Genomic DNA, 15,152 nt, shown 5'->3' with positions numbered 1-15,152 from the left:
CGCACAGGCAGGCAAAGCAGCAGATCCTGTAAGATCGGATATCCCGAAGGGTTTCAAAATTTGATGATTTGAAAAAGATACATATGGCATGCTCTTGACCTCACAGGTTATGGTACCTTACCGGAGACTACCATGTACTCTTTTGATATATCTAATAAAAAGTCTCATCAAAATTTTGAAACGCTCAGTTTAGAGTAAAGTCACTCGCCCATTATATAAACACCTTCAAGGACGGGGTCCCGTTTGTTGATCTCCTGCAGTTTCTGGATGTAGTCCCGGGTCAAGGTGGTATTGTGGGGAAGGAGAAATCTCCCTCCCTTCGTGTAAATGGAACGGGTGAGCACCATGCCCGGCCGGAGATCTTCTACAGGAACCAGTTGCTCCTGCTTGTAACGGATTCCCCTTGTTTTTAGGACCCCCAATAGAGATTTTACCACGTCCGGATCGAAATGGGTAAAGGCGTGCTTCTTTAAGTGAAAAAGGGCGGCCTGCTGGTAGAGTTCGTCCCTGGGTAGATCGTCTGCGGTCGTGTCCCTTTCCCTGAGGTATTCGCTGAGGAGAGATTTTCCGTTCACCCTCAGGTGGGCTATCTTATCGTAGGCGTTGGCAACGGCGATGATCCTGGAGCCCAGGGGGATGGTCTCCTCGCTCAGGCGATCGGGGTACCCGAGGCCGTCGTAACGCTCGTGGTGCGACCTGATCAGGAGACCCACATGGCCCAGTCTGTTGATGAAACGTACGATCGTCTGTCCTTCTTCAGGATGCCTGTGATAGGCGACCTTGTCTTCCTCGCTCCAGGCCTCCTCCTGGTAATTGAGCACCTTATCCGGCAGCCCCAGCTTCCCAACATCGTGGAGGAGACCGGCCACCTCGATATGGTTTACGTCGTTTTCCGGCAGTTCCAGCATGAGGGCGATATCACGGGCGAGAAGACTTACCCGCCTCCCGTGCCCGGCAAGCAGAGGAGCATGCATCTCGGCCAGGGAGGCGAAGGCCCGAACCGTATTGAAAAAGCTGGACTCCAGTTCCTTGTTCATCCGGGAAAGGGTGCGGTTCTTCTCGATGATCTCCCGGGTCCGCTCCTTTACTTTCTTTTCAAGATTCTGGTTGAGTTCCTTGAGGATCCTGTTTTGTTTCTTCGTCAACAATGTCAGTCGACGGTTTTCCAGGACCAGTTCGTACTGCTCCAGGGCCTGGATGACCTGGAGACGAAACTCCTTGTCGTTCCAGGGTTTGTTGATGTATCGGTGAACCCCTCCGCGGTTGATGGCCTCCACCACCACGTCCATATCGGTATACCCTGTGAGGAGAAACCTCATGGCGTCAGGGGCCATCTCCTTGGCCTTCTCCAGAAACTCGCACCCGGTCATCCCCGGCATCCTCTGGTCCGAGATGATCAGGGATACCCTTTTCCCGAGCTTCTTCAGTACTTCGAGGGCTTCTTTCCCGTTGGAGGCCGAGTGGATATTGAAACCCTCCCTGCGCAGGAGTCTCTGAAGGGCATTGATGATGGCCGCTTCGTCGTCGACCAGCAGGATCGTGTGTTTACGTTTCAGGGGCATGCGTGGTTTTTCCTCCCGGTTTTGTTGAAAAGGCCTTCTTCGGAGATTACATGGAGAAAGGCTTCGAGGATCTCAGGATCAAAGGCCTTGCCTGATTGTGCTTTCATCTCCTCCAGGGCCTTCTCCACGGGCCAGGCCACCTTGTAGGGCCTTGAATGGGTAAGGGCGTCGTAAACGTCGGCCACCGCCACGATCCGGGCGGGCAAGGGGATGTCGTGTCCGCGAAGTTCGTCCGGATAACCGGTCCCGTCCCATCGCTCGTGATGGCTCCGGGCGATCTCCCTCGCTGTCCGGTAAAAGGGATGGACACCCAGGATGCGGCTCCCCACCAGGGTATGGGCCTTCATGACCGCCCATTCCTCCGGGTCAAGGGGGCCTGGTTTTTTGAGGATTGCATCCGGAACATGGATTTTTCCGATATCATGCACGGTACTGAAGAAACTGATACGGTCCGATTCTTCGTCTGAAAGCCCCAGGTTCCTGCATATATCAAGGGTCATTTCCTGGATTCGTTTTACGTGCTCCCCTGTATCGTCGTCTTTGGCTTCGGCGGCGATTGCAAGCATCCGGATGCCCTCCCGCACGGCCTGGTCCATCTGTTGGGTCCGTTCCCGGACCAGTCGTTCAAGATCCCTGTTGAATCGCATCAGTTCCTGGTTTTGGTCCTGGGTGAGCTTGAGGAGCCTCCGGTTTTCCTTGATGAGGTTATAATGCTCGAAGGCCCTGGCCAGGATTCCCTTCAGTCCTTCCCGGGACCAGGGCTTGGACAGGAAGGCAAAGACCTGCAGGCCGTTGATGGCCTCCATGGCATTCTCCAGGGTCCCGTTCCCCGTAAGAAGAATCCTTACGGTATCGGGAAACCGGGTCTTCACCTCTCCCAGGAGTGTGATTCCGTCCATTCCGGGCATGGTCAGGTCGGATAGGACGACGCCGATCTCTTGTTCCTCGAGGAGCCGCAGGGCCTGGGGCCCGGAGCAGGCTTCCAGGATCTTGTACCTTTCCCGGCGCAGTTGACGTTTAAGTGCCCCAAGGACGTTTTGCTCGTCATCTACCAGCAGCAGCGTGCGGTTCATCATGTTCTTCTCCTTCCCCGGCATCGGTCGGGAGTTCTACGGTAAAGGTGGTCCCCTTGCCCGGGGTACTCTCCACCAGGATCCTTCCCCCGTGCTTTTTTACGATGTCGTAGGCTACATGAAGACCGAGACCCGTTCCCTTTCCCACTTCCTTTGTGGTGAAGAAGGGCTCGAAGATACGTGAGAGGTGTTCAGGAGGAATGCCCTTTCCTGTGTCGCTTACCTGGATCCGCACGAAACCGTTCTCCTCCCGGGTTTTGATGGTGATTTCCCCGCTCTCTTCAATAGCCTGGGCCGCGTTGACCAGGAGGTTCATGAAGACCTGGTTCAATTGCTGCGGATAGCAGCGTACCTCCGGAATAGGGCCGTAATCCTTCTTTACCGTTGCCTTGTACTTGATCTCGTTCCAGACGATATTGAGGGTGGAGTCCAGGTTGTGGTTGATGTCGGCATAGACCAATTCCTGTTTTCCTGGATGGGCGAACTCCTTGAGATCTTTTATGATTTTCTTGATGCGCTCAGTCCCCTCGATGGATTCCTTGACGAGTTGAGGCATGTCCTCCATCAGAAAATCGATATCTGCTTCTTCCTCCATCTCCAGAATGCGCTTCACCCGCTCTTTGATGTTATCGGTACTTTCACTCTTCTGGATTTCCTCCAGCAATGCCCTGCATTCTCCGAGGAGTTTCAGGAGGTCTTCCTGGTACTCCAGGAGGGTTCCCAGGTTGCTGTTGATAAACCCGGTGGGATTGTTGATCTCGTGGGCGATTCCTGCTGCGAGCTGGCCGATGGAGGCCATTTTTTCCTGCTGGATGATCCGGCCCTGGGTCCCTTTCAATTCGCGGTTCGCCTCCTGCAACTGGAGGTTTTTCTTCTCGAGGATATGCATCATGTTGTTGAAATGCTCGCCGATCTCGTGGAAGGGGTCCGAGCAGCTCTTGCGGAAGACCGGGCATTCAAGGCAATCCCTGGCTTTACCCTCGAATCGATGTTCACCCTCTTTGCCGCAAAAGGTTCCCCTTGTTTGCCAGCACCGGGTGGCACCCTTGCCGAAACAAGGACAATCTTTTTCCTCGCAATCCATCATTTCGTAGCAGGTGACGAGGTTGGGATTTTCGAACCGAATTCCGAAGTTCTTTTCCTTAGCCACCCGCTGGATCAGGGAGGAGGTCTGGGAAAGGGCCTTTTGCAGGGCCGACTTGTTGTCCGAGAGCTCCCGTGTTTTTTTCAGCAGGGCGTCCGTTATCCTGATCTCTTTTGTGACATCCCGGAGGATGGAGAGGCTGGCCGGTCTTCCCTTGTAAAGGATGCGGGTGGCCGAGACCTCAATGTGGATGATCTTCCCGTCCTTTCGAATGCACCGGAAGCGGTACCTTTCAGGCACCTTTTCACCCCTCTGGCGTCTCAGGCTGTACTCATAGACCTTCTCCCGGTCCTCGGGATGGATTTGGGGGGCCATGGGTTTTCCCATGATCTCGTCAAAGGAGGAATAGCCGAATATTTGCAGGTACTTTTTGTTTACGTAAACATGGATTTCACCCTGTACGATCCCTATCCCGTCGTTAGATCGCTCTACTAAGGTGCGGAATTGTTCCTCACTCTCCCGGAGCTTCTCTTTGGTCTCTTCGACCCTCCGGAGGGTTTCCCGGAGCTCCCTGGTCCGCTCGGCCACCTTTTCCTCCAGGACCTTTCGAAAAGAACGCTCCTTTTGTTCGAGTTCGTGCCTCCTGAGGGCGTTGACCACGCTGATCAATACCTGGGAACGGTGAAAAGGCTTGACCAGGTAACCGAAGACCCCCATATCAAGGGCCTCCTTGGCGATTTCCTGGTCCTCGAGGGCCGTGATGATCATGAGGGCTGTTTCGGGGCGCCGGTCCTTGATGGCTCTGGCCACATCCAGGCCCGATTCATCAGGCAGCCGGATGTCGCACAGGGCAAGGTCGAACGTTTGTTCCTTGATGTGCTCCCGTGCCTCTGCACCGGTGTATGCCAGCGTACAAGTGAAACCCTCTTCCTCGAGAAGCTTTTTAAGTACCTTGCATACATGCCGATCGTCATCCATGACCAGGATTTTCCGAGACATTTCTATCGATCCTTTCTTTCGTGCTTTTCGTAGAGAACCCTGAAAACGGATTCGCCCTTCTTTTTGTTCACATCCCTATATCGGCAGAATCAGCCCAGGGGTTTAGTCCGGTGGGGGAGGAAAATGAAGCGTCCCGCTGCAAGCAGCGGGGTATCTTGGGGAAGATGGATGAAAGGGATGGAATGGTTGGCCTCACCGGGTCAGCATACAGGCTCATGGGGGTTCAGGTCTTCGTTCGCCGGCAAGCACTTCCCGTACCTTGCGGACGAACTCCTGCGGGGTAAAAGGTTTCATGATCAGGTTGTCACCGTCGGCGAGCGGGCCGTAACGCTCGATGTTGTTACCGGCGTACCCTGACATGAATAGGATACGGGCCCCGGGCCTCAGGGGACGGAACCGACGGGCCAGCTCCACGCCGCTCATCCCCGGCATTACCACGTCGGTGATGAGCAGGTGGATAGGCCCCTGATATTCCCTGACAACCTGTAAGGCGGAGCTTGCATCCCTGGAAAGAATAACCGTGTACCCGCGGCTTTCCAGGATCCTGGCGGCGAGATTCCTGAGGTCCTTGTCGTCTTCAACCACCATGATCGTTTCGGTGCCTCCGGATTCCGGTTTCCGGCTCTGGGATTCTCTTGGGGCGGAATCCCCCTCACTTTCTGTCCTGGGGATGAATATTTCAAAGAAGGTGCCTTCTCCGGGCAGGCTCTCAGCCCAAATGAACCCTCGGCTCTGCTTCACGATCCCGTAAACAGTGGCAAGACCCAGACCTGTACCCTTACCCATCCCTTTGGTGGTAAAGAAGGGCTCGAAGATTCGTTCCCTGGTGGCCTCATCCATCCCCAAGCCCGTATCCGAGACCCGAATCATGACATATGGCCCGGGGGTGCCTTTGACGCCCCGGTCCGCGAAAAATGCAGGGTCCAGGACCCTGTTGGCCGTCTCAATGGTCAGGGTCCCTCCTTCGGGCATGGCGTCGCGGGCGTTGGAGGCTAGATTCAAAAGGATTTGCTCGACCTGCCCCGGATCCATAAATACCGGGAAGAGGGAGGTCTCAAGCCGGGTCTTCAGGATGATGTCTTCCCCGATCAACCGCTCCAGCATCTTTTTCGTTCCGTCAATGACCTGGTTGAGGTCCAGGATTCGGGGTTCCACCACCTGTTTTCGGCTGAAGGTCAGAAGCCGCCTAGTAAGAGAAGCAGCCCGTTCCCCAGCCTTCCGGATTTCCAGAATGTTGTCGTAAAAAGGCAGGCGGGGGTCAAGGTCCGTCAGGATCAGGTCTGCGTGGCCTATGATAACGCTGAGGATGTTATTGAAATCATGGGCGATCCCCCCGGCCAGGGTCCCTACGGCCTCCATTTTCTGGGCCTGCTGGAGCTGTCTTTCGAGTCTCCTGGTCTCGGTGATATCCTCGTAGAGTATAAGATACTGGTTGTTTTTAAGCTGCACCGTCCTGAAATGGACCTCCCTCTCCTTACCGTCCTTGCAGGTCACGGTATATATTCGGCTCACGGCGTTTCCGGGCCTGGAACCCTCGTTGTCCTTTGTCCAGGCCGATATGACCCGCCTCCTGGTTTCCGGATCCGGGAAGGCCGTCCGGAACCATTCCCGTCCGGTGTGAAAATCGTTCAGGTCGTACCCGAAGATCTCCACGAACTTGGGATTCACGTAAAGATAGGTGCCCTTTCCATCGATGAGGGATATGCCTAATGGGGATTCCTCCACCAAAAGCCTGAAGTTCTCCCTTTCAAGGCCCAGGGCCTGCTCCGTTCTCCTCAGATCTGTGATGTCCGTGTGGGTGCCGATGATTCGGAGGGCCTTCCCGTCCTCTCCCCTATCGACGCATCGGCCCCGCGAGAGGATGTTGTGCCAGGCCCCGTCCCGGGCCCTGAGGCGGAACTCCACGGCGTAGTCGTCCCGGCCCCGGTCATGAAGGAGCTTGTGGAAGGCCTGCCTTACGGCGGGGAGATCTTCCGGATGAAAGATGGAAATGAAAAAATCGAGGGATTTTTTTTGATCTTTGGGATCATATCCCAGCATGGTGAACATGTTGTCGCTGAAAAAGTGTGAGCCATCCCTGTATCGTATTTCCCACAGCCCGTCCTTGGTGGCCTCCAGGGCCAGTCTGAAACGTTCCTGGGTCTCGCGGAGGTCTTGGGCCGTCTGCCGGTGCCGCTCCACTTCTTCCCTGAGTTCGAGGGTCTTTTTCGCGACCTGTTTTTTCAGCATCCAGGACCACAAGAAGACAAAACCCAGGATCAAGAGGATAGGTACGAGGGCCAGCCCGGCGATCCAAAAGAGTTGTCTGCGCGTTCTTTCTTTCCGCTCCAGGACCCCGAACCACTTGTCGTAGATCTCCTGGTAGACCCCTGTCTCCTTGAGGATCGCCAGACCCTCGTTGATTTGTCCCAGAAGTATGTCCCGCCCCTGGGTTACTGCAAAGCAGTATTTCCTGGAGGGAAAGCCCAGGTCCCTGGCGGTGAGGTTGTTAAGGCCATAGGCCTTTGCCAGGTAAAGTCCCTGGAGTTCCGCCACCAGGGCACAGTCGTGCTTGCCGGAGCTCAATACCCTGAGGGCGTCGAGGGGGGAGTCTACCAGGAAGAGGTTCTCCTTTGGAACCCTTTCCCGTATGAAGTCGTGCATGATATCGTCCCGCTGGACCAGGATTTCCTTGCCCCTGAGATCTTCCAGGGAACGAATTTCGGGTGACCCCTTGCGGGTGAAAAGGGCATGGCGTAAGACGGTGTGGGGTGTTGAGAAATCAACGAACCGGTCCCTCTCCTTCGAAAAGAACATGCCTGCCAGCAGGTCGATTTTCCCCGTCACAAGCTCTTTCCTGACACGGGACCAGGGGCCGAGACGGAATGTAAGCCTGAAATCCATCCGCCGGGCAAGGGCCCGGATAAGATCGATGTTGAAGCCTGCAGGCTCGCCCTTGGAGTCAAGGAATTCGTAAGGCGGAAAATTATGGTCCCCACCCACAACGAGTTCTGTCGGCCTGGGTGGGGAGGCAGGGCAAGGGAAGGGTGAAAGGGCGGGCCAGATAAGGATTGCAAGGATGATCAATGTTCGGGAAATCAGGGAGCACCCTGACCCGCGATCCTTGGCAGAACGCAGTAAAGAACAAAGGGGAATCGGGGGAAAACCGGGCCTTTCCATGAGGTGTCACCGTTCCTGGTTCGGTGCGTCCTTTGGAGTTCACGTCCCTCAGGGTCCATTACCCGGGGGTGGCTCCATTTGTGGAAAAAAACCGGCCAAAATATAGTTTAACATCATTGATCATGTTTGTCCAAACAGGATTTTTTTTGAAGGAGACAAATGAGTGTTTCCGGCATAGAAAGTGCTCCGGCTCATCCCACTGTAAACCGCTAATATTCAAGAGCCGGAGAGCAGGTCCACCGGCTCACGGGGAGAAAAGCCCCGGGCCCGGCGAACTTCCATATTGCTTTTACGCTGGACAAAGGGTATAGGATGGACCCATGGAGGAGAGCACTTACAGGAGCAACCTGAGTACTAATGAGAAGGTCCTCATGGCGATCGTGAGGGCGGCTGAGATTTTCAAGAGGGTCCATTCGGGCGTATTCAGAAACTTCGGGCTGTCTTTCCCCCAGTATAATATCTTGAGGGTCCTGGAGGCCTCTGACAGGGGCCGGAACAGGATCACCAATGTGGGTCGCATCATGCTCGTGCCGGGCGCCAACATGACCGGGATCGCCAAGAGGATGGAAAAAAAGGGTTTCATTGTGAGGAAATCCGATCCCGCTGATGAACGCGTAACCCTTTTGGAAATCACTCCTAAAGGAAGAAAGGCCCTTAAGGAGATCGAGAAGGAAAAGGACGATTGGCTGGAATTGATGTTGAAAGGACTTTCATCAGAGGAAAAAGGAGTTCTCCTGGAACTGGTGAAGCGCCTCATTCGGAACAACGTGAAGCTGGAGAGAAAAGGTTGTTTCCCGGAAAAGGGTTGGGTCCCCGGTGGAGCCGCCCGTGGAAGCGAAGTGTTGAACGAAGATTCACCCAGCTGAAACCTAAACCGAGCGTTTCAAAATTTTGACGAGATCCTTTTATTTAGATATATCAAAAGAGTACACGGTAGTCTCGGGTAAGGTCTCAACCAGTAAGGTCAAGGGCATGGCATATGTATCTTCTTTAAATCATCAAATTTTGAAACCCTTCGGGATTTCCGATTTCACAGGATCCGTTGCGTTGCCTGCCTCGGGCAGGTCTCCTGAAAACTCGAAGATCGCTCAATTTAGGTGAAAGTAACCTGGGGATTTTTCCGCTCCCCGTTGCGATAGAAGGAGATTGAGCCGGACAAAGTGGACGTGCTTGCAATCCTTGGTACGGCCTGGGCATTGGCCATGGACGCCTTTGCCGTGGCGGCGGCGGTCGGGGCGGGCCTCGAGAGGGTGACCTCCCGCCATGTTTTCCGCTTGGCCTGGCACTTCGGTTTCTTCCAGGCCGCCATGCCTGTTCTTGGGTGGCTGGGTGGATCGGTGGCCTCCTCTTACACGGCCGCCTTTGCCCATTGGATCGCCTCCGGGCTTCTGGTGTTTATCGGGGCCCGAATGTTTAAAGAATCCTTTAGACCGAAAAAGCAAAGAAGGAATTTAGACCCGACCCGGGGCCTGAGTTTAGTAGGACTTTCTGTCGCAACGAGTATTGATGCGCTGGCCGTGGGGATTTCTCTTGGCCTGATCGGGGTCCCTGTCTGGATTCCCGCTGCGGTGATCGGTGGGGTGACTATCGGAATGACGTGGATCGGCATACGCTTGGGCCGGGGGATCGGGTCTATCCTGGGGCCTTGGGCGGAAAGGGCCGGCGGGATCGCACTGGTGCTGCTGGGGCTGCGGATCCTGGTGTCAACAGCCATCTGCTGAGACCGATGGCGAAGGCCCTTTCTGTTCCTTCAGCACTGATGGAGTCACAGGAAATCCCTCAGACCCCCGCAGCAGGCTTTGAGAGCTTGAATCTCACCCTCAAGACACCGTCATGGTGGGACGTGGACACGATCCTGAAGGCCCCGATTTCACTGGTGGATTCCACATGGGGGCCGATACAGGGACATGCATCATACTCTCCTACCTTCACGATCCTGATGCTCTCGCCAGCCGCCTCCGGCAATCTTCCCAGATCGAATGTTTTTGCAGCCTCCTCCCGGTCCAGATAAAAGTCCGTGACCGGTAGATCGGCGGTTATCACGGCGTTCACCCTTTGCTGGATCTTTCGAATCTCCTCATCGGTCAAAGGACGATGAAAATGGTAATCACACTTGGATTTCTTTTTTTCGATGTGGGCGGACAGGGCCCGGCCGCAGTCAAACATACGGACCATGGTTTGATTCAGGATGTGTTCGGCGGTGTGCATCCGGGGATCCATCTCTTTCTTCATGGTCTTAGCTCCAGCCATCTGCTGATAGAAAGCCCTCTTGAAAGCATGAGCCAAATCCATCGGTTGGGGCGTTCACCCTAGATACCCGAAACAGAGGTTCATTCATGCTCGTGGAAAGTATCGTACGTTTCACCCTCGGAATCAAGGGCCATCGTGTCGGTTTCGTTAAACTCTGATTAAGCAATTGCCAAGTTTGCCGAAGGAAGGCGAAGATTTTAACCATCCCGCTTTAGAATGCCAAGCGGCAGAGGCACCATACATTGAAGTATTTTGAGGATTAAAATCTGGGTCTGACCTGTCTGCCGTGCCTGCCTGTCCCTTGGAATGGCAGATAGGTCCGGCACAGGCAGGCGCAGAGATTGCGGAAATTGGCCATTTATGGATGGGCGCTAAATACCTCTCCTGAAATCCGGGCGGTTCCCTCGAGACGACTCTTTCAGGCCCCGACCAAGAGCTGACCCTGCACCAATTATTCTGAATCCTGACCGCGGTGGTCCTGTGTTCTTTGGCCCCCTCTTTTCCTTCCATAACCCTCAATCCATTGACTTAGACCGATGATCGTTGACTTAAAAGGTGCATTGACAGAATGCCCGATCGTGATACAGTAGGTGTTACAAAGTAATAAAATACAGGGGGAGTCGGGGGGAAAATGAAAAAGAAGCAGGATATTATTACCTTCAAGGTGGATGAAGACTTCCGTGAAATCATCAAGGGCATTCCAAACCGATCAGAGTTTATCCGCAGGGCCGTCATGGCCGCACTGGGAAGCGTATGTCCCCTTTGTAACGGGAGCGGGATGCTCACCCCGAACCAGAAACGCCACTGGGACGACTTCGCCCTCCATCACCCCTTGAAACGATGCAGGGACTGCGATGAAAGGGTGCTGGTGTGCGCATACCACAAAAAGTGAAGAGCCTTCTTAAAGTGAAGGAAGTGGAAAGACCCCGGGAGAAAGAGGATGCGGAGATTAGGGTTTTGGGTGATCATCGGGTGTTTCCTGATTGGCCAGGGACTAAAGGTAGACGCAGGATCCCACAAGCTGAAGGTCTTTGTCAGCATCCTTCCCCAGGCCTACTTCGTGGAAAGGATCGGGGGGGAGGCCGTGGATGTAGAAGTCCTGGTGGGGCCCGGTCAATCCCCGGCAACCTATGAACCTACACCGAAACAGATGGCCAGGCTGGGGAGGGCGCGGGTATACTTCAGAGTGGGAACGCCTTTTGAGAAGGGATTCATCCGAAAGGTGAAGGCTGCTTTCAAGAACCTGGAAATCGTGGATACCCGCAAAGGAGTGCCTCTCCGCTATTTTTCCACGAGCCGCGGGGATGGTACCGAGGTGCCGGATCCCCACATCTGGCTGGATCCCAAGAGGGTGAGAATCCAGGCCGCAACCATCTGCGATACCCTATGCCGCCTGCTCCCTGAGCGGGCCGAAACCTTCAGACGGAATCTCCAGAATTTCCTGGAGGACCTGGAGCGGCTGGATAGAAGGATCGCGGATATTCTCGGGCCCTTGAAGGGGGGGACCTTCTTTGTCTTTCACCCGGCCTTCGGGTACTTTGGTGATTCCTACGGCCTGAAGCAGGAGGCCGTTGAAATAGCGGGAAAGCAACCCGGCCCGAGACAACTGGCGGAACTCATCGAGAGGGCCAGGAGGAAACATGTGAGGGTTATCTTCGTTCAGCCCCAGTTTGCGAGAAATTTGGCGGAAAAGGTAGCCCGGGCCATAGGTGGGGCTGTCGTTCCCATAGATCCTCTCCCGAGGGACTATCTGAAAGGCCTCGAGCGGATGGCCGAGGCGCTACGAAAGGGTCTCCTTACTCAAAGGGATGAAGGGGGCCTTTCGGAGGCCGGGAGGAAACAATGAAAGCGGAGAGGAAACCGGTAATAGAGATGGAAGAGGTCTCCTTTTCTTACGACGGCCATCTTGTTCTGGAAGAGGTTTATCTCAGGGTCTATGAGAAGGATTTTTTATGTATCGTCGGCCCCAATGCAGGAGGTAAGACTACCCTACTCAAGCTCATTCTGGGATTACTCAGGCCTTCCCAAGGGAGTGTGAGGGTGTTCGGGCAAGCACCGGTGAAGGCCCGGGCCCGCATCGGATATATGCCCCAGCATGCCTCCCTGGATCCACTTTTCCCTGTAAGCGTCATGGACGTAGTGCTCATGGGCAGGCTGGGGAACAGGGACAACTTCGGATTCTTTGGAAAAAGGGACAGGAGTGCCGCAAGGGAGGCCCTCGAGCAGGTGGAACTTAGCGAGGTGAGGAATCGTTCCTTCTCGGATCTCTCCGGTGGGCAGCAGCAAAGGGTCCTCATCGCCCGCGCACTGGTCTCGGACCCGGAGATTCTCCTCCTGGACGAGCCCACTTCCAGCGTGGACGCGGCCATCGAGACTGAGCTCTATGAACTCCTGAACCGGCTCAACGAAAAAATGACAATCGTATTGGTCACCCACGACCTGGGGTTTGTTTCCCACTACGTGAAGGGGGTGGCCTGCGTCAATCGGCGCGTGGTGGTCCATCCCACCAGTGAGATCACCGGTGAAATGATCAATGAAATGTACGGGTGCAACATGCACATGGTCCGGCATGACACCCTGAAGGGAAGGGGCGAGGATCATGGGTGAGTTCTTGTCGGATCTTGAGAGCCAGGCTTTTCTCCAGTACGCCCTATTGACCGGCCTGCTGGCGAGCATTGCCTGCGGGATGATCGGGAGTTACGTGGTCACGAGGAGGATCACTTACATCGCCGGGGCCATCGCCCACAGCGTGCTGGGGGGGATGGGGGCTGCAAGGTATTTTGAGACGGTTTGCGGGTGGCAATGGCTGAATCCCATACACGGGGCCGTCGGGGCCGCCCTGCTTTCGGCCGTCATCATAGGAATGGTCAGCCTGAATGCACGGCAGAGGGAAGACACGGTGATCGGGGCCGTGTGGGCCATCGGAATGGCCGTGGGCGTTCTCTTTATCTTCAAGACACCGGGATACAATGAGGACCTCATGAGTTATCTTTTCGGCAACATCCTGATGGTTTCAGTGGATGACCTGTGGCTCATCGCCGGTCTGGATGTATTCATTCTCCTGGTTGGGATCCTTTTCTACAACCCCTTGCTGGCCGTCTGTTTCGACGAGGAGTTTGCCAGGATCCGGGGAATCCGGGTAGAGTTCTACTATATCCTGCTTCTCTGCATGACCGCCCTGACAGTGGTGCTCCTCGTGACGGTGGTGGGGATCGTGATGGTGATCGCGCTCCTCACCCTGCCCGCAGCCATAGCCGGGCATTTTTCCAAGAGGCTCTGGCAGATGATGGTCCTTTCCATTTTTTTTTCGGCATCCTTCACTACTCTGGGGATCATGGTCAGCTACGGCCCGGACCTGCCTTCCGGGGCTACCATCATAGCCCTGGCCGGGGCAGTGTACCTGGCAGTGGCCGTGGGTGATCGGGTGATCCACCGCTGGAGGCGATCCTGAAGATCCGGCCTCCATTGTCGAAACGACTTCGAACAAGTGCAATGTGCTGAGAGGGAAAAAATGATGCCTTTCACCATCGCTACGTTCAACACCAATTCCATCCGGGCCCGTTTGCCCATCCTCCTGGACTGGCTGAAGAAACGGAACCCCGATCTCCTCTGCCTCCAGGAGACCAAGGTCCAGGATAAGGATTTCCCGGCAGGGGTCTTTGAAGAGATCGGGTATCGGACGGCCTTTCGGGGCCAGAAGGCCTATAATGGGGTTGCCCTCGTATCCCGTCATCCCCTGGAGGGGATTCGGCGGGACCTGCACGAAGAGGGGGATTCCCAGGCCAGGTTCATCAGTACCGTTGTCAGGGATATCCCGGTGGTAAACGTCTATGTTCCCCAGGGGTATGCCGTCGGCACCGATAAGTTCGAGTACAAGCTTCGGTGGTTAAAGGATCTTTTCGCCCACATCAGGACCACCTATGATCCGGGCCGACCCCTCCTGGTGGCAGGGGACTTCAACATTGCCCTGGAGGACATTGATGTGTACGATCCGGACGCCTTTCGGGGGGAGGTCTGTTTCCATCCCGACGAGCAGTCCATCCTGAGGGAGTTCCTGGATTGGGGGCTGGTGGATATTTTCAGGAAACACGAGCCGGGGGAAGGGCATTACACCTTCTGGGACTACCGCATCCCCAACGCACTGAAGAGGAAGATGGGCTGGCGGATCGATTACATCCTCGCAACGGCCCCCCTGGCCGAAAGATCCATCAAGGCCTGGGTCGACACGGCGGCCCGGCTGAAACCAAAGCCTTCCGATCATACCTTTCTCGTGGCCGAATTCGAATAAGCCGAACCCGGGTCCATCGATTAGAAAGCCACTTCAATGGCTTTAATAAGGAGTTTGCCGCTTCAAGCAGAGGCTGAGCTGTTTGTTCTCCTCGCTAACGTTCCCGCCAAACAGCCGGCGGGCAAGCACTCCGCCCTCCATGGCTTCGCTCACTGCGGATTTTGGCCCTTCATCTGTCCTGATTCAGGACCGAAATACGCCCGCTACGGAGAAAATCCGAAGCGTCTGCTTTCTGCTGACCTGCAAAGGAACCTGAATTTGAGAGTAAACGTTATGTATGGGTATTCATCTGATTTTATTATAAATGAACAGCAAAATAATTCTATTTAACAGCAAAATAATTCTATTTTGGACAGTAATGGGATTAAAGGTAAAATGATTTTCGCTTGAACCCTGAACCCTTGGCCCCTAAAGCTATCGGCTTCAGCCGATAGTAGTTCATGTGTGCCCGGCATGGGCAACGGCTTGGGGGTTGAAGTCCCCTGCAGGTCCTGATGGCGGAAACTGCTAGCCGAGGGCAAGGGCGTCCACCGCGAGGTGGGGTCTGAAGGAAGCCTAAGGCAAAGCTCTGATCCGAGGAATACGAATCGCATAAAAGGCTGTGGTACCAGGGTGAGTCCACATGACAGGACAAAGCCCATAGCCATCAAGTGGTTCCCCAGTAAATGCGGCGGATGTGGAGCGGAGGCCGTTACCCTTACCCGGGGAGGTCTGCAGATTTGTCCTCTAGGGACTAT

At 55.1% G+C, this 15,152-nt stretch carries 12 protein-coding genes; 7 read left to right on the top strand and 5 right to left on the bottom strand.

Annotated elements, in window-relative coordinates:
- Positions 1-200: 200 nt before the first annotated feature.
- From JRF57_02795 to JRF57_02780, 4 genes are all read right to left on the bottom strand, one after another.
- The gene (locus JRF57_02795) at positions 201-1,562 is read right to left on the bottom strand and encodes a response regulator (GenBank protein ID MBW2302622.1); all 1,362 of its coding nucleotides are present in this window, start codon (positions 1,560-1,562) and stop codon (positions 201-203) included.
- Positions 1,553-2,638 carry a response regulator gene (locus JRF57_02790; GenBank protein MBW2302621.1) on the bottom strand — a complete coding sequence of 362 codons (1,086 nt, stop codon included), beginning with the start codon at positions 2,636-2,638 and terminating at the stop codon, positions 1,553-1,555. The genes JRF57_02795 and JRF57_02790 overlap by 10 nt, the downstream gene beginning before the upstream one ends.
- Positions 2,607-4,718, bottom strand: a complete 2,112-nt coding sequence (locus JRF57_02785) for a response regulator (protein MBW2302620.1) — start codon at positions 4,716-4,718, stop codon at positions 2,607-2,609. Before JRF57_02785 ends, JRF57_02790 begins: the two co-directional genes overlap by 32 nt.
- A 213-nt stretch (positions 4,719-4,931) precedes the next feature.
- Positions 4,932-7,784: a transporter substrate-binding domain-containing protein gene (locus JRF57_02780; GenBank protein ID MBW2302619.1), complete on the bottom strand. Its 2,853-nt coding sequence runs from the start codon at positions 7,782-7,784 to the stop codon at positions 4,932-4,934.
- A 413-nt stretch (positions 7,785-8,197) separates the two neighbouring features.
- Here JRF57_02780 and JRF57_02775 point away from each other — a divergent pair, with 413 nt between their 5' ends.
- Together JRF57_02775 and JRF57_02770 are read left to right on the top strand one after the other, a co-directional pair.
- Positions 8,198-8,743: a MarR family transcriptional regulator gene (locus JRF57_02775; GenBank protein MBW2302618.1), complete on the top strand. Its 546-nt coding sequence runs from the start codon at positions 8,198-8,200 to the stop codon at positions 8,741-8,743.
- Between the two features lie 294 nt (positions 8,744-9,037).
- Positions 9,038-9,598, top strand: coding sequence for a manganese efflux pump (locus JRF57_02770; protein ID MBW2302617.1), 561 nt, complete (start codon positions 9,038-9,040; stop codon positions 9,596-9,598).
- Positions 9,599-9,656: 58 nt separating this feature from the next.
- Here the strand turns inward: JRF57_02770 and JRF57_02765 are convergent, their stop codons facing one another.
- A complete protein-coding gene (locus JRF57_02765) occupies positions 9,657-10,109 on the bottom strand; it encodes a hypothetical protein (protein MBW2302616.1) in 453 nt (150 codons plus the stop codon).
- A 649-nt stretch (positions 10,110-10,758) separates the two neighbouring features.
- Between JRF57_02765 and JRF57_02760 the strand changes: the two genes are divergently transcribed.
- The 5 genes from JRF57_02760 to xth all read left to right on the top strand — a co-directional run bounded on the left by JRF57_02760 (position 10,759) and on the right by xth (position 14,415).
- On the top strand, positions 10,759-11,019 hold the full coding sequence (locus JRF57_02760; protein ID MBW2302615.1) for a CopG family transcriptional regulator: 261 nt from the start codon (positions 10,759-10,761) through the stop codon (positions 11,017-11,019).
- A gap of 48 nt (positions 11,020-11,067) precedes the next feature.
- On the top strand, positions 11,068-11,973 hold the full coding sequence (locus JRF57_02755; protein MBW2302614.1) for a zinc ABC transporter substrate-binding protein: 906 nt from the start codon (positions 11,068-11,070) through the stop codon (positions 11,971-11,973).
- Positions 11,970-12,734 (top strand): ABC transporter ATP-binding protein, encoded by a 765-nt coding sequence (locus JRF57_02750; protein MBW2302613.1) that lies wholly within the window; start codon positions 11,970-11,972, stop codon positions 12,732-12,734. Before JRF57_02755 ends, JRF57_02750 begins: the two co-directional genes overlap by 4 nt.
- Positions 12,727-13,578, top strand: a complete 852-nt coding sequence (locus JRF57_02745) for a metal ABC transporter permease (protein ID MBW2302612.1) — start codon at positions 12,727-12,729, stop codon at positions 13,576-13,578. Before JRF57_02750 ends, JRF57_02745 begins: the two co-directional genes overlap by 8 nt.
- 63 nt (positions 13,579-13,641) lie before the next feature.
- Entirely contained in the window at positions 13,642-14,415 is a 774-nt protein-coding gene (gene xth, locus JRF57_02740) for an exodeoxyribonuclease III (GenBank protein MBW2302611.1), read from the top strand.
- Positions 14,416-15,152 lie beyond the last annotated feature (737 nt).

Source organism: Deltaproteobacteria bacterium, assembly GCA_019310525.1.
GTDB lineage: Bacteria > Desulfobacterota > DSM-4660 > Desulfatiglandales > HGW-15 > JAFDEE01.
Note: the sequence above shows the minus strand (reverse complement) of the source record. Positions and strands in the feature narration are given on the sequence as shown.

Coding starts and splice junctions, on each gene's coding strand:
- JRF57_02795 (MBW2302622.1), bottom strand. CDS start 1,562: ATGCCCCTGAAACGTAAACACACGATCCTGCTGGTCGACGACGAAGCG.
- JRF57_02790 (MBW2302621.1), bottom strand. CDS start 2,638: ATGATGAACCGCACGCTGCTGCTGGTAGATGACGAGCAAAACGTCCTT.
- JRF57_02785 (MBW2302620.1), bottom strand. CDS start 4,718: ATGTCTCGGAAAATCCTGGTCATGGATGACGATCGGCATGTATGCAAG.
- JRF57_02775 (MBW2302618.1), top strand. CDS start 8,198: ATGGAGGAGAGCACTTACAGGAGCAACCTGAGTACTAATGAGAAGGTC.
- JRF57_02765 (MBW2302616.1), bottom strand. CDS start 10,109: ATGAAGAAAGAGATGGATCCCCGGATGCACACCGCCGAACACATCCTG.
- JRF57_02760 (MBW2302615.1), top strand. CDS start 10,759: ATGAAAAAGAAGCAGGATATTATTACCTTCAAGGTGGATGAAGACTTC.
- JRF57_02755 (MBW2302614.1), top strand. CDS start 11,068: ATGCGGAGATTAGGGTTTTGGGTGATCATCGGGTGTTTCCTGATTGGC.
- JRF57_02750 (MBW2302613.1), top strand. CDS start 11,970: ATGAAAGCGGAGAGGAAACCGGTAATAGAGATGGAAGAGGTCTCCTTT.
- JRF57_02745 (MBW2302612.1), top strand. CDS start 12,727: ATGGGTGAGTTCTTGTCGGATCTTGAGAGCCAGGCTTTTCTCCAGTAC.
- xth (MBW2302611.1), top strand. CDS start 13,642: ATGCCTTTCACCATCGCTACGTTCAACACCAATTCCATCCGGGCCCGT.